Origin of the sequence: Motiliproteus sp. MSK22-1 (assembly GCF_001968815.1) — a bacterium.
Classification (GTDB): Bacteria; Pseudomonadota; Gammaproteobacteria; order Pseudomonadales; family Balneatricaceae; genus Motiliproteus.
Window position 1 is genome coordinate 187,813 of record NZ_MIEQ01000053.1, and the last position, 16,683, is coordinate 204,495.

General features: G+C 48.1%; 15 protein-coding genes. 9 read left to right on the top strand and 6 right to left on the bottom strand.

Annotation, left to right across the window (positions count from 1 at the left end; all coding sequences use genetic code 11):
* The first annotated feature begins 27 nt into the window (after positions 1–27).
* Positions 28–471 carry an HPP family protein gene (locus BGP75_RS16725; protein ID WP_076719970.1) on the top strand — a complete coding sequence of 148 codons (444 nt, stop codon included), beginning with the start codon at positions 28–30 and terminating at the stop codon, positions 469–471.
* A 13-nt stretch (positions 472–484) separates the two neighbouring features.
* Positions 485–1,294: an inositol monophosphatase gene (locus BGP75_RS16730; RefSeq protein WP_076719971.1), complete on the top strand. Its 810-nt coding sequence runs from the start codon at positions 485–487 to the stop codon at positions 1,292–1,294.
* Between the two features lie 139 nt (positions 1,295–1,433).
* On the opposite strand, the gene BGP75_RS16735 is transcribed toward BGP75_RS16730, so the two are convergent.
* The 5 genes from BGP75_RS16735 to rsgA form a co-directional block, all read right to left on the bottom strand.
* Complete coding sequence (locus BGP75_RS16735; RefSeq protein WP_083704881.1) at positions 1,434–2,495, bottom strand: folate-binding protein YgfZ; 1,062 nt, start codon at positions 2,493–2,495, stop codon at positions 1,434–1,436.
* A gap of 107 nt (positions 2,496–2,602) precedes the next feature.
* Positions 2,603–3,484 (bottom strand): archaetidylserine decarboxylase, encoded by an 882-nt coding sequence (gene asd / locus BGP75_RS16740; protein WP_076719972.1) that lies wholly within the window; start codon positions 3,482–3,484, stop codon positions 2,603–2,605.
* Positions 3,485–3,534: 50 nt separating this feature from the next.
* A complete protein-coding gene (locus BGP75_RS16745; RefSeq protein ID WP_076719973.1) occupies positions 3,535–4,359 on the bottom strand; it encodes a sulfurtransferase in 825 nt (274 codons plus the stop codon).
* A gap of 156 nt (positions 4,360–4,515) precedes the next feature.
* On the bottom strand, positions 4,516–6,216 hold the full coding sequence (locus BGP75_RS16750) for an HDOD domain-containing protein (protein ID WP_076719974.1): 1,701 nt from the start codon (positions 6,214–6,216) through the stop codon (positions 4,516–4,518).
* Between the two features lie 206 nt (positions 6,217–6,422).
* Positions 6,423–7,442 carry a small ribosomal subunit biogenesis GTPase RsgA gene (gene rsgA, locus BGP75_RS16755; RefSeq protein WP_076719975.1) on the bottom strand — a complete coding sequence of 340 codons (1,020 nt, stop codon included), beginning with the start codon at positions 7,440–7,442 and terminating at the stop codon, positions 6,423–6,425.
* Positions 7,443–7,578: 136 nt separating this feature from the next.
* On the opposite strand from rsgA, the gene orn reads away from it, so the two are divergent.
* Positions 7,579–8,121 carry an oligoribonuclease gene (gene orn / locus BGP75_RS16760; protein ID WP_076719976.1) on the top strand — a complete coding sequence of 181 codons (543 nt, stop codon included), beginning with the start codon at positions 7,579–7,581 and terminating at the stop codon, positions 8,119–8,121.
* A gap of 10 nt (positions 8,122–8,131) precedes the next feature.
* Here orn and queG read toward each other — a convergent pair whose 3' ends face one another.
* Positions 8,132–9,313: a tRNA epoxyqueuosine(34) reductase QueG gene (gene queG, locus BGP75_RS16765; RefSeq protein ID WP_076719977.1), complete on the bottom strand. Its 1,182-nt coding sequence runs from the start codon at positions 9,311–9,313 to the stop codon at positions 8,132–8,134.
* A 140-nt stretch (positions 9,314–9,453) separates the two neighbouring features.
* Here queG and BGP75_RS16770 point away from each other — a divergent pair, with 140 nt between their 5' ends.
* From BGP75_RS16770 to hfq, 6 genes are all read left to right on the top strand, one after another.
* Positions 9,454–11,163, top strand: coding sequence for an NAD(P)H-hydrate dehydratase (locus tag BGP75_RS16770; protein WP_198939386.1), 1,710 nt, complete (start codon positions 9,454–9,456; stop codon positions 11,161–11,163).
* Between the two features lie 4 nt (positions 11,164–11,167).
* A complete protein-coding gene (gene tsaE / locus BGP75_RS16775) occupies positions 11,168–11,677 on the top strand; it encodes a tRNA (adenosine(37)-N6)-threonylcarbamoyltransferase complex ATPase subunit type 1 TsaE (RefSeq protein ID WP_076720069.1) in 510 nt (169 codons plus the stop codon).
* Between the two features lie 254 nt (positions 11,678–11,931).
* A complete protein-coding gene (locus BGP75_RS16780; protein WP_076720070.1) occupies positions 11,932–13,224 on the top strand; it encodes an N-acetylmuramoyl-L-alanine amidase in 1,293 nt (430 codons plus the stop codon).
* A gap of 34 nt (positions 13,225–13,258) precedes the next feature.
* Positions 13,259–15,247 carry a DNA mismatch repair endonuclease MutL gene (mutL, locus tag BGP75_RS16785; protein ID WP_076719978.1) on the top strand — a complete coding sequence of 663 codons (1,989 nt, stop codon included), beginning with the start codon at positions 13,259–13,261 and terminating at the stop codon, positions 15,245–15,247.
* The gene (miaA, locus tag BGP75_RS16790; RefSeq protein ID WP_076719979.1) at positions 15,247–16,233 is read left to right on the top strand and encodes a tRNA (adenosine(37)-N6)-dimethylallyltransferase MiaA; all 987 of its coding nucleotides are present in this window, start codon (positions 15,247–15,249) and stop codon (positions 16,231–16,233) included. The genes mutL and miaA overlap by 1 nt, the downstream gene beginning before the upstream one ends.
* A 200-nt stretch (positions 16,234–16,433) precedes the next feature.
* The gene (gene hfq / locus BGP75_RS16795; RefSeq protein ID WP_076719980.1) at positions 16,434–16,673 is read left to right on the top strand and encodes an RNA chaperone Hfq; all 240 of its coding nucleotides are present in this window, start codon (positions 16,434–16,436) and stop codon (positions 16,671–16,673) included.
* Positions 16,674–16,683 lie beyond the last annotated feature (10 nt).

The window sequence follows — 16,683 nt, forward strand, 5'->3', positions numbered from 1 at the left end:
TACCGAACCATATATAAGGGAGTTGTTATGCCGTTGAAAGTCAGCAATTTTATGACTTCAAAAGTTCTGGTGGCCCATCCTGATGACGGGATTCGCAGGACGTTTTTCAGAATGCGGGAAAATGAAGTACATCATATGCCGGTAGTGGACGATAATCGCCAGCTCATCGGGGTTATCAGCGATCGTGATTTACGTCGTCCTGAGTGGGTGGATGAAGCTCCTGATCTTTCTCACATTTATGAGTTAGATGACGATATGTCAGTTAAAGACCTGATGACTTCAAACGTTACGGTAACCCATACTTATGACACTATAGCTAAAGCCACCAAGGTTCTGCTCAACAATCGGTTTGGCGCGATGCCGGTACTGAATAAAGATCAAGAGCTTGTCGGTATGCTGGCATCTCATGATTTGCTGAAAGCTCTGGATTTATTGCTTGATGAGCAAAAAGCCGCTAAAAAGCAGCGTTAGTGAGGAGCATCCAATGGACCAGCAGCTACTTGATGGCGTGCAACAGCTTGTTGAAGAAACCGGGGCTTATCAATGCTCCAGGTTTCGCGTTTTACCACCGGGCAAAGGTACCCGGAAACAAGTTCATGAGTACGTTTCTGAGGTGGATCTTCACAGTGAAGAAATGTTGCTGAGCGGATTACACAAGCTGTTACCAGACGCTGGGACGCTGGCTGAAGAGACCGGTCAAAGTGGCAACGAATCGCTTTATTGGATTGTTGACCCCCTGGATGGTACAACTAATTTTCTCAGTGGCTTGGATCAGTTTTCTATTTCAGTCTCCTTGGTGCAGGATGGGAGTCCTGTGCTGGGTATCGTTTATCGGCCTCAGAGTCGTGAGATTTATCGTTCAATAAAAGGCAGTGGTCTTTATTTGAACGGCAAGAAACTGCTTAAGGCTAATCCCCAGTTGGCACTTCACCAAGCGCTTATCGGCACCGGATTTCCATATCGTTCAGCGGATCTGGCTTCAGCATTTTTCCCATGTGCTCAGGAAGTGTTAACCCATTGTCGAGGTATTCGACGGATGGGATCGGCAGCGCTGGACCTCAGTTATGTCGCCAGTGGCTTCTTGCAAGGGTTTTGGGAGACGGATCTTAAATCCTATGATGTCGCTTCAGGTCTGCTTTTTCTTCAGGAAAGCGGTTGCCTGGTTACCAATGGTCAAGGAAAACCTTATGACATGCACAGAGATCGGTTGTTGGTTTGTGGTTGGCCAGCCGTGCAGCCTGAACTGTTAAAAATAGTAAAAGAGTACTACCAGCCAGTATTGGAGGCAGAGTAGGTTGTGGTCTCTATTGTCGACCTACTCTTACTTGTCCACTATTCTGTCCCCAGCAGAAACCTTGTTAATACTTAGGTGCTACAAACTTTAAATCTTTATCAATCATTAAAGATCTGTATTTTTCATCGGTAGTCAACGTTTAGCGTTCGAAAAGCTCTGGATCAATGTTGTAAGGGAGAGGCAGCAATTCAACCTGCGGACCTTCTTGAGTGTCCAGATGCAGCAGGTTGCCTTCAGCTGCACTCTTGCTGATTACCGCCTGAACTTCATAGCCGGGGATATCTGAATCGGCTTTAGTTGCAGGGGCGAATGACAGGATTTTGCCCACATTTCTGCGATTGGGGCTGTGTAAATTCATTCCAGCGGTGGGGGGCAGAGTTGAATCGACCCAGCCTCTCATCAGATATTTCTTCAACTTTCCCCGATGTTGCAACCGCGCAACTACTTCCTGACCCGTATAGCAGCCCTTACTGAAGCTGATACCTTCCAAGGCCTGCAAGTTCAGCATCTGTGGGAGGTAGACTTCCACTGAATCCAGATCAAGTTGAACCAGACCTGCCTGAATTTCCGCCAGTTTCCACAGATCAGTACCACCAGCCTGAGATTCAGCGATGAGTTGTTCCCATACAGAAGCTGCTTTAGCGCCCGGTACCCAGAGTTCAAAACGCTCAGATAGCCCAGGCACCCGCACGATCACCAAATCATCAGTTACCAGTTGTGCGTTGATAGTGTCTGGAGCTTCACCAAAGGTTTTCTTGATCAGTGCTTCAGCTCCGGCTCCCTGTAACCCCAATCCAGTATAACTGTCACTGGCATCCGTTAACTCTGCTTTTGAAAAGACGATGTACTTGCCAAGGTTTGCTAATGCTGGCTCCCTTATCGCTTTTGGCATGCGCAACAATATTTGTTCGTCTGTTGGCCTGATTAGACGAAAGGCACTGATTACGTTGCCCTTGGGGGTGCAGTTGCTACCCAGCAGACTGTTTGCTGAAGAAACCTGCTTCAGGTCGCAACTAAGCTGCCCCTGTAAGAATTTTTCGGCATCAGGGCCCTCGACCTTAAGTAAAGCCTGATCGATAAGCGGAACTAAAACAGGTTGATCGGACGCTACCGTCGTATCAGCAAAATTCAGCTGAGTTTTTTCTTCGTTAACCTTGGCGCCCTGACTTTTCAGAAACTCGATCCAGTTAGGGTTGCTCATAATGTAATCCTGTAGGTTGGTGGTCAGCTGGCAGATGCCAGAGTATGCGTTGACGCACCTTCAAAGTTTTGGCGAAACGGCATTCGTTGTTAGCTTGTCGCCGTATTTTAACTTTCTGCTAATTGTTCATCTACAAGTTCTGCCAATGGTTCTCCCAGTCGTGTTGTAGAGCCGGGGCCATACGTCTGATCCCAGTTGATAGCGTTATCGCCAAAAAGAAGGATCACCGTTGAGCCCAGTTTAAAGCGTCCCATTTCGTCGCCCTTGGCTAAAACTACAGGAGTGCTTTCCTTAGGCAGGTATGAAGTCCGTTTGATTGTTCTCGGCGGAGGAGCTATCTGGCCGGCCCAGACTGTCTCGATACTGGCGACAATCATTGCACCAACAAGAATCATGGCCATAGGGCCTGCCGGGGTATCAAACAATGCGACCAGCCGCTCATTACGGGCGAACAGGTTTGGAACTTCCCTGACGGTTGCGTCGTTAACAGAGAACAGTTGACCCGGCACATAAATCATTTCCCGGAGACGGCCCTCTATGGGCATATGGACACGGTGATAATCTTTGGGTGAAAGGTAAATTGTGGCATAGCGGCCATTGATAAACGGTGTGGCCACAGTGGAATCACCGCCAAGGAGTGTTGTCAGGCTATAACTGTGTCCCTTGGCCTGGAACACACGCCCGTGATCAATCACGCCCAATTGGCTGACAGCACCATCGGCAGGACAGACGATGCGTATTGGGTCCGGGTGAATCGGACGAACATCGGGCTTTAGTGCACGAGTAAAAAATGCGTTAAAACTGGGGTAGCGGGTGGGTTCCTCGATGACTGCTTCGTCCATATTAATCGCGTATAGACGATTGAATATTGTGATAAAACTGTTCTTTATCCAACCTACCTGGCTGTCAGCCAGATAGCCAACGAGTCTGGAAATAAGGTGTTGAGGTACTATGTACTGCAATAGAGCAAAGAGTCTAGCTTTATTCACGTTGATTATCTTTTTGATCAGAAGTTAGTGGGAATTGACTAGCCTACCGGCTAGCCGACAGAGGACTCCACAGGTGTATCCGGGTGGTTACCCCATTCAAACCAGGAGCCATCATAGCACCGGATGTGCGGGTAGCCGAGAGATTTAGCGACAACGTAGGTGAGTCCGGAACGGCGGTGAGTCTGGCAGTGAGTAATCACTTCTTTCTCAGGTAATATTCCTTTGGATTCAAGTAACTGTCTCAGTGCCTGAGGCTCTTTCAGGCGCCAGTCGTCCGTGCTGATGAGGGTATCAGTCCACTCCAGGTGTTTGGCACCGGGAATATGTCCTGCTTTGGTCGCGTTGATACGTTTTTCGCCGCGAAATTCCTGTTTGGAACGGGCATCCCAAATGACTCGCTCGGGGGTTTTCAGGTTTTGGAAAATATCCTCCAGATCAGCCACCAGAGAAAAATCAGCAGATGCTGAAAACTCAACTGCTGTAGGTTGATTGGCCGTTGTTTCCAGCTTCCCTCCATTGTTGACCCAGGCTTTCAGATGCCCATTCAGAAAGGATGCTTGATGATGGCCAACAATATCAAGTGTCCAGATCATACGACCAGCCCAGGGCCCCATTTGATCATCATAGAGTACTACCTGAGACTTGCTGGTCAGGCCGAGCTCTGAAAAGAGAGTCGAGAGCTGCTCAGTACTGGGCAATTTATTGGCTATAGGTGGTGTTCCCGCCAGAAGACGGGTCGGGTCAACATTAATGGCGCCGGGAATATGACCTTGCTGATAGGTCTCGGGCTTGGATAAATCAATAATAAGCAGATTGGGATCATTTAGGTGAAGAGCCAGTTCTGAGGGCTCCAAAATCAGAGGTAAGGTGGTCATTTCAAGTCCTGGATTGGGGGCTTATGTTGATAATCCCGGCTGACTATTCGGTGCGATGGGGTTATCAATGATTTGTTCAGATTGTTTAGATTCCTTAGATCAGCCACATGCGCCTGATAGCCAACCGTATCAATTGGCCCTTTAAGTGAGCACAAGTCATTTGGCTGCTGATATACGGTTGAGGCAACGATTGGCTGCGGCACATAAATACTTAAAGTATTTAAAGTAGAATTCGCTGATTTCCGCCTGCTCGGTATCATGATCGCCATAAACAAAGGCTATCAGTGTTTTTTCTCGGAACAATGGAATCAAAATAAAACTGCGTTGATTTGAGCAAGCCTTGAAGCGTTCAGGAAGCTCCGCACGAATCTGTTTACGATTCTCATCGGTCATCCTAACGGCTTTTGGCTTATGGCTGAGTTTTTTAAAAAGGCTTGGAATTTCAAGGTTCACAGAAAAGCGCCGCATGGGGTCATTCTCAGTGTAACCGGCATGGAGCAAAGAGGATAGCTGGCCTTGTTGATCAACCTTGAATAAGCTGACACGTTTTATACCCAAGCCTGATTTTAGCCCTCGGAGCAAATCGGAGTATACATCCAAATCATCCTTGAATAACTGGGTATCCTTTAACATCTTATTGGCAAGTTTCTGGAAACCGGCCTTATTTGCAAACTTGTCCTGTAAAGTTGTATCTGCAGAATGCTGAACAGTTACTGACTGATTAGCTGTTTCCTGCACTGTGTCAGGAATTATCTTTTTAGGGACTGTTTGGCTTGGGGGAGTGTTTAAAGGAATTTTTGCGGTAGTTGTGTGCTGTTTTTTAACTTCTGTCTGGCCATTATCACTCAGCTTGGGTTGCTTGCCGTCCATTCGGTAGCTGAGTACCTGATTGGAAGGTAGCAGCAACATTAATGCGGCTGGACTTAAAATGCCTTCAACTCGAAAAGTTCTGGAGCTGAGAGCACAACGCTGATGCAATAGAGCCAGCGCCTCGTCCTCTGAGTTTTTCATAAAATCACTGATAATTCCAATGAGTCGCAACGCTTTGATTTTGTTCCAGCCATAAGGAACTGTCAGGGCCAACCAGTTGGCCAGTTTAACGGGATAGAATGTGGCATTTAGCAGTTGCTTGATTTCCCGATGCTCGGCCTCCTCTATGGAATCATCACCCTGTGCATAACAGTGGAGCCTTTCCAGCATTTCCGCATCTGGAGAAGTACTGTGTTTAAGCGCCTGGGTGCCTAGCCTGGACAGGTTCCATGATTCCACCAGAGACTCGGATATTTGTTGAATGGTACAGCCCAGGACATCGTTTTCCGCCATCACAACATCATTGTTTTTTTCATAAATGTGGATATTAATCTCGCTCATTTCCTGGGGAGCGTAGCGCCAGAGAGCCCAATGCCCAACCCCGTAAAACAGAGCGGCGATTCGACTGTCATTGATTACTGACCGATTGGTACTGCGACAGAGAAACTGCGCTTGAACGGAGGCATGAGCGCTGTTGGCAACGGCGTGGAAGTATTTTCTGTGGGGAACACTGGCATGATTGATTTTTATCACGGGCAGTTGACGGCAGAGATTCTGTATGTGGTCGAGACCGAGTGTCGATACAGCCAGCTCGACAGTGTTGGCCTGAGTTTCTGTATTCTTATTGAGGCTGTTGGCCAAGCGAACCAAATGAAGAGTAAAAATAGGATCCTGTTCAATGACTGGAACCAGCTCTTGTAGGGAGAGGTCCGGATTTGCAAACAGGTGCTCAAGCCGCTGCACGGTTTTCACTAAGACCGGTAGCTGCTTATCCTTAAGAAAGGTGGTCCACTCATTGATTCCGAATGGTCTGGTAGATTGCCCCATGAATTAGTTAGTTCCCATCCACGACTGAAAATCCTTAATGCTTGACTAGACTATAGCATTGGAATCAAAGGGTTCCTAGACCAGCAGAGGCCTTGGCTCCGCTCCAGACCGCTTTGCTCAGGCTCCGGGATATTTCACTCCAGACAGATATGGCATTGTTTCAGACTTTTTAACTATTGTTCCACTAACTGCTTTTCCAGATCTGACTACTGTTCTAGGCTAAAGAGTATATTACGATAACTGGCCATACGCTCAGGACTAATATGTCCATCGCTTAATGCCTGTTGTAATGCACAGCCAGGCTCTTGCTCATGACTGCAGTCCCGAAAACGACAATGTCCTAGGAACGGACGAAACTCTCGAAAACCGTCTAATAAGGTGAAGCGATCAATATGCCAAAGACCAAATTCACGAATTCCCGGAGAGTCGATTAAATCCCCACCGTCTGGAAAATGATAGAGCCGTGCTGTGGTTGTGGTGTGGGTGCCTTTCAGGGTGTTTTCCGAGAGTGCCCCGACTCTTATATCAACTCCCGGCAATAACACATTAATCAGCGATGATTTACCAACGCCGGACTGACCAACAAAGACACTGATACGATTGTCTAGATTGTTTTTCAGCAGTTCGAGACCATGGTCGGTTTTGGTTGATGCCCGAAGAGTGCGATAGCCCAGTGCTTGGTAGCTCTGTAGCATCTGTTCCAGATCTTCGCGGTTGTCGTCATCGACCAGGTCCATCTTATTGAGCAGAAGGACAGGTTCAATCTCAACGGATTCTGCTGCGACCAGATAGCGATCGATCAGATTGGCGTAAGGTGTTGGTTTGGGAGCAATGGTAATAACGATAGTGTCTATATTGGCGGCTACTGGTCGTAGTTCTCCCTGAGGATTCGGTCGCGATAACAGTGACTGCCTGGGAAGGTTGGCCACGACGACACCTATCGGGTCGCCATCTCTCCAGACCACTCGATCCCCGGTGACAATGGATCCAAGATTAGCACGCATATGGCAGCGCTTGATCAGTCCCTTGTTTGAGCCTTCTATCGCTTCGATATCCACCTGGCTGCCAAAGTGAGATATCACCAGCCCTTCTTGCTCTTGCCCTAACTCGCCAGATAGAAGCTTCTGGTCAATACTCTGGTCTTGTTTGCTGATACGGGACGCACGCTCATCCTGTATTTTCTTTATTCGCCAGGACTGGCGACGTGTGAGCTTGCGTTTTGCCATGCGGGTGTCTAATAAATACCTAGGTTGTTAGAATATTACTTATCTTGCACTTCGTTTTCGTCATAGGGTTGCACTCTGACGACGAAAGGGCAAACATACCACACTTTTGAAAGTCAGACTGGGCAAAGAGGAGCTTATGTCACGGGATACTAACCTGATATGGATTGATCTAGAGATGACCGGCCTGGATCCGGACAATGATGTGATCATTGAAATCGCCACCATAGTCACTGATGCACAGCTTAATATTCTTGAAGAAGGACCAATAATTGCCATTCATCAGTCTGATGAGGTGTTAGAGGGAATGGATGAGTGGTGTACCAACCAACATGGTAAATCCGGCTTGACCCAACGTGTGCGCGAAAGTACTTATACGGAAGCCCAGGCCGAACAAGAAACACTGGAGTTTCTCAGTAAGCACCTAAATGCGGGGGTATCGCCTATCTGTGGTAATAGTGTTGGTCAGGATCGACGTTTTTTATATCGCTATATGCCTGACTTACAGGAATTCTTTCATTATCGTAGTATTGATGTCAGCACTGTTAAAGAATTATCCCGCCGCTGGGCTCCTGAAGTCTTGGCCGGAGTGAAAAAGTCAGGTGCCCATCTGGCGATGGATGATATTAGAGACTCTATTAATGAGTTGCGTCATTATCGCCAGCATTTTTTTAAGGTTTGAAAGTTTGCATTCAGAGCAGGTGCCTTACTTTACGGGGGTGCTTTTCAGTTAAAGGTAGTGGGGCTATAGCAGCTGAGGCAGTCAATTGCCTCAGTGCCCAGTCGATGTGTTCTTTAACCATTTCAGAACACTGCTCTCGTTTTGCTGACAGTGCCTGAATCGCCGGTTCTCCAGCGCCACTGTTGCCAATGCCAACGGCTAAATTCCGCAGCCAGCCTTGATAGCCGCTTCTGCGAATAGGGGAGCCTTCGGTTTTTTTCAGAAATTCCTCTTCATTCCAGTTAAACAACGCTATCAGCTCTGCTTTATCCAGAGAGTGTCGGGGTTTAAAGTCGGTTTCATCAGAAAAATGGCAGTAACGGTTCCAGGGGCATACCAATTGGCAATCATCGCAACCAAATACTCTATTTCCGATTAATGGGCGTAATTCCTCAGGGATTGATCCTTTTAACTCAATGGTCAGGTAGGAAATGCAACGTCTTGCATCAAGTATATAGGGAGCTGGAAACGCATTGGTCGGGCAGACATCCATGCAGGCAGTGCATCGCCGACAATGGTTTTCGGAATAAGGAAGATCGGGAATCAGTGGAAGATCTGTCAGCAATTCACCAATAACGAAATAGCTACCGGCCTTGCGGTCAATAATAAGTCCATGCTTTCCCTGCCAGCCAAGGCCCGCTTGTTGAGCCAGCGGTTTTTCCATCACCGGAGCGCTGTCGACAAAAGGTCGAGAATTAAAGCTGCCATAGTCCGCCTCGATACGTTTGGCGAGCTGAGCCAGTCGCTTGCGCACGACCTTGTGATAGTCTCGTCCCAATGCATACCGGGAAATGTAAGCTTGCTCTGGATTCTGTAGAACTTTTACCGTTTCTACATCAGGGGGCATATATTCCATACGCACACAGATAGCGTTTAAAGTGCCTGGGTGTAGTTGACTCGGATCTGTACGCAGATCAAGGTGGCGTTCCATAAATTGCATTTCACCCTGATAACCTTGCTTTAACCAGTCTTCAAGCGGTTGGCGATGACGGCTTAAATCAATATCACCGATACCAACGGCCTGAAAACCGAGTTCGTGGGCCCAGTTTTTAATTGATGTTGTCAGTTGGGCTGAATCCAGCCGGGATTCTTCACTTGAGGCGCTGTCGGTGCGCTGTCGAGTGTTTTGGGAATGGCTCCCGGGTGACTTCATCGGATTATCCTGAGGCATGGCGTTGCAGCGGGTGCTGGCTTTATAATCTACGGGTGTAACAAGTTTCTATCATATCAGAAGATAATGGTATTGATCTTATTCATAACTTGATCTTACTTAACAAACAGGAGTCATCGCTTTTGGAGCAACAGAAGCTATTGCCTGCAGGGCTGGATAAATCCCAACCGCGAACGCTCTATACCGCCGAGCAAACCCGTATGCTCGACCGTCTTGCGATTGATAAATATGAGATTCCTGGCTTTGAATTGATGTTGCGGGCGGGGAAGAGTGCTTATCTGGCGTTACGGCAACACTGGCCAACTGCTCAGTCTCTCAGCATTTTTTGCGGGCCTGGAAATAATGGTGGTGATGGCTTGGTCATGGCTGGACTGGCTATTGAACAGAGTGGGGATTGTTCCCAGGTTAGTGTGTATTTGGTCGGTGGTGAAGATGCTGTCAGGCGATTGCGAGGTGAGGCGCGTCAAGCCTACGATTGGGCAATTGCGAAAGGTGTTGTTGTTCAGGCTTTTGATCCTAAGGTGCAGATTGCCAGCGATGTTGTCGTTGATGCGCTATTAGGGACCGGCTTGAAAGGAGAGGTGAGAGGGGGTTATGTCAAGGCTATTGAGCTGATAAACAAAGCCTCGGTTCCGACTCTGTCAGTAGATATTCCCTCAGGCTTATGCAGTGATACCGGCGCTGTTTTGGGCAGTGCTATTGTTGCTGATCTGACGGTCACGTTTATCGGTTTGAAGCGAGGAATGTTAACCCACCGCGGTGTCGATCATTGCGGAAAGCTGTTGTTTTCCAGTCTGGAGCTGCCAGAAGCGGTTTATAGAGAGTTTGCTCCCTCGGTAAAGTTGATCGATCCACAATCGGTTCGTAATCATGTACCACCAAGAGCCCGAAGTGCTCATAAGGGTAATTTTGGTCATCTGCTGGTGGTCGGTGGTGATAAAGGAATGGCCGGAGCGGCGTTGATGGCTGCACAGGCTGCGATTCGCTCTGGTGCTGGTCTGGTTTCGTTAGCAACTCGTCCAGAGAATGTTGCCAGTTGCAATATTCGTTGTCCTGAGGTCATGGCTCAGGGGGTACGCTCTGGGTTGGAGCTAAAGGAGTTAATGGGACGAGCGACCACGGTTCTGATTGGGCCAGGTCTTGGAACAAGCGCCTGGTCTGGTCAATTACTTAATAGTATTCAGTCTGTGGATATGCCCATGGTCTGGGATGCTGATGCTTTGAATCTGCTCAGTCAAATAACCTCAGATGAAACAAGCAAGGCTGAGACGATTGCAGGAGAACAGGATAGCAACCGAAAAAAACCTGAAGAGTTTCATGAGGATGATTTTCTTCAGGATCGTAGTCATAACCATAACGGCCTCAGGAATAACCCTCAATGGAAGAAAAGAGTGTTGACACCTCACCCTGGGGAAGCCGCCCGTTTGCTGGGGGTTGATACCGGAGTAGTTCAAGCTGATCGTTTTTCCGCCGCTAGGTCTATACAGAGGCGCTTTGGTGGAGTGACAGTGTTAAAAGGAGCGGGAACGCTGATCAATGACGGCAAAGAGTCATTACTTTGTCATCAGGGCAATCCAGGAATGGCCAGTGGTGGGATGGGGGATGTTCTTGCAGGAGTTATTGCGGCTTTGATGGCGCAGGGACTGACGCCTATGATTGCGGCCAGTGTTGGTGTCAGCGTTCATGCTCAGGCAGCCGATGCTGAGGCTGCTGAAAATGGGGAGAGGGGGATGCTGGCAACCGACCTGATTACTCGTTTAAGAAAACTATTGAATCCTCCTTTAACTGGAGAAAACCGGCAGGGCGGACTAAGTGAATCTCCGGATGAATAACCCTATGAATGATAGCAGTGAATATCAAATAGAGCTCAACAGCGAAAGCGAAATGGTGTCCTTCGGGCAGCGCTTGGGAGTCGCTTGTGAAGGGGATGCAACTCTGTTTTTAAGAGGTAATCTGGGCATGGGCAAGACGACTCTCTGTAGAGGGGTATTGCAGGCGCATGGACATTCAGGAGCTGTTAAGAGTCCGACTTATACGCTGGTTGAACCTTATGAACTGCCGACGACGTTAATTTATCACTTTGATCTGTATCGGCTGGCTGATCCAGAAGAGCTGGAGTATTTGGGAATTCGTGATTATTTCTCCGAGCCGGCCATTCGATTGATTGAGTGGCCGGATCAGGGAGCCGGGGAGCTTCCTGAGCCAGATCTTGCGTTGCAGATAGAGCGCAATGATGAGGGTCGCATAGTTGTCTGTGAAGCAAAGTCACTGACCGGAAGGCAAATACTGAACAGGTTGCGGGGTAATTCGGTTGAGGATATCTCTGGTGCACAGTATTCGGGGTAATCTGTCATTTGTCTTAAGGTAATCAGGATAAAATGGCAGCTAGAATTGAAAGTGGATTAGATAGTTGATCTATAGCTTTGATAGCCTAAGAGATTAATAGACGATAGTATTGATTGATCATCCTTGGCAAAATAGCGTTTGTTGGTAGATGCTCCCTAACAGGGATTAATCAAATTGGCTTGAATAATACTCAGAACCGGAGTGGGAATTTGAAGTTTAGACGTTGGGCTCTGGCTGCGACAGCTTTGCTATGTATGGCAGTGAGCAGTTTGAGTTGGGCAGGGGATATAAAAAACGTGAGGCTATGGTTGGCGCCAGACCACACTCGGTTGGTGTTTGACCTGTCCGGCCCTATTTCCCATAAGCTGTTTACTCTGTCAAATCCCAGCAGAATTGTGCTGGATGTCCCTGCCAGCAAGATGAAAGCTTCCCTGTCTCAGCTTGATCTCAAGGGAACTCCGGTTAAAAGTATTCGTAGTGGCCGTCGTAATAGCCGTGACTTGCGTATTGTTCTTGACCTTAATACAAAAGTGAAGCCTCGTAGCTTTGAGCTTGCTCCTAACAAAAAATACGGCCATCGTCTGGTGGTTGATTTGGTTAAAACCAGTAAGCCGAAAACAACCACTGTGCCCAGCAGTATTAGCAAGAAGCAGAAGGATCCACGGCGAAACATTATTGTTGCTATTGATGCCGGTCATGGGGGAGAAGATCCTGGGGCTATTGGTCCGGGGCGACTACGGGAAAAAGTCGTGGTCATGTCCATCGCCAATGAACTTTCGCGATTGCTCAAAAAAGAACCCGGGTTTACACCTGAGCTGATCCGCAAAGGGGACTACTACATCCCGTTGCGCAAGAGAACTCAAGCTGCTCGGAAAAAAGAGGCAGATCTGTTTGTTTCTATTCATGCGGACGCGTTTAAGGATCCCAGAGCTAAAGGAGCTTCTGTCTGGGCATTGTCTCAGCGAGGGGCCAGCAGTGAGATGGGGCGATGGTTAGCTGGACGAGAAAACAATACTGACCTGGTCGGTGGCGTTGGTACACTTAGCCTGGGGGGAAAAGATGAGGTGCTGGCTGGTGTGTTGCTGGATATGTCCATGACAGCGAGTCTTACAGACAGTCGAGAGATTGGGGGCTACGTCCTTAAGAATCTCGGCCGTGTGGCTCACTTGCATAAGCGAGCCGTCCAGCACGCGGGGTTTGTCGTGCTTAAATCTCCCGACGTTCCTTCTATTCTTGTGGAAACCGGATTTATTTCCAATCCTCGTGAAGCAAAGCTGCTGAGTACTCGTAGCTACCAGAACAAAATTGCTAAAGCTGTTTTTGACGGCGTTAAGCAGCACTTCACACGTAAACCGCCGGCAATGACCTATTTAGCGTGGAAAGCAAAAGGAGGCGCCGCATCATCACGTTATAAGGTTGTTCGCGGTGATACTCTGTCAGTTATTGCCAATCGTAATGGCGTAACGCTTAACAAGTTGAGAAAATTTAATAAGCTGAAGTCTGACACTATTCGTATAGGTCAGGTGTTGCAAATCCCCACCTCCTGATAAGCTATTGCTGAATACCTGTGGATCTTTCCTGATGAATCGTATCGAACTGTTAACTCCGCGTTTGGCCAACCAAATTGCAGCGGGAGAGGTTGTTGAGCGCCCGGCATCTGTGGTTAAGGAGCTGCTGGAAAATAGCCTTGACGCTGGTGCAGATCGTATTGATCTGGAAATCGAAAAAGGTGGCGTTAAACTTATTCGTCTGCGGGATAATGGTGGGGGGATTCTTAAAGATGATCTTGCTTTAGCACTAAGTCGGCATGCTACCAGTAAGATCAAGATTCTGGATGATCTGGAAGCTGTTTCTACGTTGGGATTTCGTGGAGAAGCGCTGGCCAGTATCAGCTCAGTTTCCCGGCTGACCTTATCATCTTGTAGTGAAGGGCAGGATAGTGGCTGGCAGGTGGCCAGCGAAGGGCGTGATATGCAAGCGGTAGTGACTCCGACTGCACACCCTCGGGGAACCACAGTGGAAGCCCGCGACCTTTTTTTTAATACTCCTGCCCGGCGAAAATTTTTACGGACAGAGAAAACTGAGTTTAACCATTTAGAAGAAGTGGTTAAGCGTATCGCATTAAGTCGTTTTGATGTCGCTTTATCCTTACGCCATAACGCCAGAACGATTCATCAGTTGCGTCCGGCAAAAACTCTTATCGAAATGGAACGTCGCGTGGCAGCTGTTTGCGGTACGCCATTTATGGAGAATGCGATTTCTCTGGATGTTGAAGCATCAGGGTTGAGGCTATGGGGCTGGGTGGGATTGCCCACATTTTCCCGCAGTCAGGCAGATCTTCAGTACTTCTTTGTCAATGGCCGATCTATCCGCGATAAGCTGGTAGCACATGCGGTGCGACAGGCATACCGGGATGTCCTATATAACGGTCGGCATCCCACGTTTGTCCTTTTTTTGGAACTTAATCCCGCCGATGTTGACGTAAATGTTCATCCTACCAAGCATGAAGTGCGTTTCAGAGACGGGCGCTTAGTGCATGATTTTCTGTTTCGGACACTCCATCGTGGGCTTGCAGAAGTAAAACCTGCCGATCAAATGGTTTCCTCTGGGAATGAGTCGGCCAATGCAGCAACGACATCGTCTGAACAATCAGATGGAGTTGCGCTATCGGGAGCACGGCAAGGCTCGAATCAAGGCTTTATGTCATCATCACGGGGGCCTCTGACGACTGGGGTTGAGGTGGGAGAGTTTCGTGGACAGCATCAAATGTCTTTGGCTCCGCAAAGGGATATGGCTTCCGCATCCGATCGTCCGTCTGGTAACCTGATTCAAGAGCAGATTTCTGTCTATGGACATCTCCATCCAGATGGCAGCGAACAGAGAAGCAGTGGTCCGGGTAGTAGTAACCAGAATGGCCGTAACGATAGCGGCGATAATTATGAAAGCGGGGAAGGGAATGTCTCTTCAACCGACGAGCATTCTGCGATACCGCCGCTCGGGTTCGCTTTAGGGCAATTGCACGGCGTTTATATTCTTTCTCAGAATCAGTACGGTCTGGTGGTTGTTGATATGCATGCCGCCCATGAACGCATCGTTTATGAGCGATTAAAGCAAACTTATGCGGAAGAAGGGGTTCGCTCTCAGCCTATGCTGGTTCCGCTCTCAATAGCCGTGAGTCAGCGCGAAGCTGATTGTGCTGAATCTTCAGCAGAGTTGTTTAAGCGCCTTGGTTTTGATTTCTCCCGTATGGGGGCAGAAACAATCGTTGTGCGAGAGATTCCCGCGTTATTGAAGAATGGTGATAGTGAGCAGCTGGTACGAGATGTATTGGCTGACATATTAGCCCAGGGCAGTAGTGATCGTATAGAAGCTGAGCAAAACACGTTGCTGGCGACCATGGCGTGCCATGGATCAGTAAGAGCCAATCGTCAGTTGACGTTACCGGAAATGAATAATTTACTACGTGATATGGAGCAGACGGAGCGTAGTGGTCAATGCAATCATGGTCGGCCAACCTGGACTCAAATGGATATGAAGGCGTTGGATAAGCTGTTTTTGAGGGGGCAGTAATGGCTACAGTTTCCAGCAATCGTCCTTATCCCTTGGCTGGCAGGCAAAGGTCAGCTAAACCGCTGGTTATTTGCCTTATGGGAGCTACCGCGGTTGGTAAAACTGATTTGGCAATTGAGCTTGGTGAGAAATTGCCGTGCGAGCTGATCAGTGTTGATTCTGCATTGATTTACCGAGGGATGGATATTGGAACAGCCAAGCCCTCCGCTGATGAGCTGGTAAAGGCTCCCCACCGGTTGATCGACATACGTGACCCGGCAGAGAGTTATTCGGCGGCCGAGTTTCGAAGTGATGCTCTTAGAGAAATTGAGTCTATTCACCAGCAAGGGCGGATTCCGCTTTTAGTGGGTGGAACCATGCTCTATTACAAGGCTTTATTAGAGGGGCTGGCTGAATTACCTAAGGCAGATGAAGACGTTAGACGAAGGCTTATTGAAACTGCTCAAGCGCAAGGTTGGGATTCACTCCATCGCAAGCTGCAGGATATTGATCCGGTTTCAGCAGAGCGAATTCATCCCAATGATCCCCAGCGTTTGCAGAGAGCTTTGGAAGTGCATGAGCTAACGGGTAAGTCGCTGACTGAGCTTTGGGCAGAGCAACAAGAGCAAGCTCGGTTGCCCTTTGATGTAATTCAGTTTTCAGTTGATCAGCCTGATCGAAAAATTCTCCACGAACGGATCGCACGTCGATTTCATCTTATGCTGGAGGCTGGATTTGAAGAAGAGGTGCAAAAACTCTACCAGCGGGGCGATCTGAATAAGAGCATGCCATCTATTCGTTGCGTCGGCTATCGCCAAATGTGGGAGTATTTTGATGGTGATTATGATTTCGAACAGATGGTCGAGCGTGGTATTATCGCTACCCGCCAGCTAGCGAAGAGGCAGATGACCTGGCTGAGAGGGTGGCAAGGGCTACATCAAATGCCCGCAGGATCTCCTAATTTGATCGACGAGGTCTTGAAATTAATGGATGACTACCTTATATAGGTGTTAAGTTGTTTAGTAAGGTGTGTGAAAATTGCCGGAACGCCTTTTTGTTCAGACAGTTATTTGTCTGTTCAATTTTTTGTTCTCATTGCTGGTTGCAGAATTGAACGCAGATCTGCAATGTAAGTTGGTGTGCAGTCGAACCATTATCTTTTAAATTTTTTATACTAATGAATATCAGTACTTCTGAGGAATGCATAATGTCAAAAGGGCAAACGTTACAAGACCCTTATTTGAATGTTTTACGTAAGGAAAGGGTTCCAGTTTCCATCTTTTTGGTTAATGGAATTAAGCTTCAAGGACAGATTGAGTCCTTTGATCAGTTCGTTATTCTACTGAAAAACACCGTCAGCCAGATGGTGTATAAGCACGCCATCTCAACTGTCGTTCCTTCTCGTCCTGTCAAGACGCCGATAGTTGCACCTGAAGGTGAAGCCTAAGCGAGCTTGA

Excerpts from the sequence above, each read along its gene's own strand:
- BGP75_RS16725 (WP_076719970.1), top strand. The coding sequence starts at position 28 with ATGCCGTTGAAAGTCAGCAATTTTATGACTTCAAAAGTTCTGGTGGCC.
- tsaE (WP_076720069.1), top strand. The coding sequence starts at position 11,168 with ATGAATGATAGCAGTGAATATCAAATAGAGCTCAACAGCGAAAGCGAA.
- queG (WP_076719977.1), bottom strand. The coding sequence starts at position 9,313 with ATGAAGTCACCCGGGAGCCATTCCCAAAACACTCGACAGCGCACCGAC.
- BGP75_RS16745 (WP_076719973.1), bottom strand. The coding sequence starts at position 4,359 with ATGACCACCTTACCTCTGATTTTGGAGCCCTCAGAACTGGCTCTTCAC.
- rsgA (WP_076719975.1), bottom strand. The coding sequence starts at position 7,442 with ATGGCAAAACGCAAGCTCACACGTCGCCAGTCCTGGCGAATAAAGAAA.
- mutL (WP_076719978.1), top strand. The coding sequence starts at position 13,259 with ATGAATCGTATCGAACTGTTAACTCCGCGTTTGGCCAACCAAATTGCA.
- BGP75_RS16780 (WP_076720070.1), top strand. The coding sequence starts at position 11,932 with ATGGCAGTGAGCAGTTTGAGTTGGGCAGGGGATATAAAAAACGTGAGG.
- BGP75_RS16750 (WP_076719974.1), bottom strand. The coding sequence starts at position 6,216 with ATGGGGCAATCTACCAGACCATTCGGAATCAATGAGTGGACCACCTTT.
- BGP75_RS16730 (WP_076719971.1), top strand. The coding sequence starts at position 485 with ATGGACCAGCAGCTACTTGATGGCGTGCAACAGCTTGTTGAAGAAACC.
- orn (WP_076719976.1), top strand. The coding sequence starts at position 7,579 with ATGTCACGGGATACTAACCTGATATGGATTGATCTAGAGATGACCGGC.
- BGP75_RS16735 (WP_083704881.1), bottom strand. The coding sequence starts at position 2,495 with ATGAGCAACCCTAACTGGATCGAGTTTCTGAAAAGTCAGGGCGCCAAG.
- hfq (WP_076719980.1), top strand. The coding sequence starts at position 16,434 with ATGTCAAAAGGGCAAACGTTACAAGACCCTTATTTGAATGTTTTACGT.
- miaA (WP_076719979.1), top strand. The coding sequence starts at position 15,247 with ATGGCTACAGTTTCCAGCAATCGTCCTTATCCCTTGGCTGGCAGGCAA.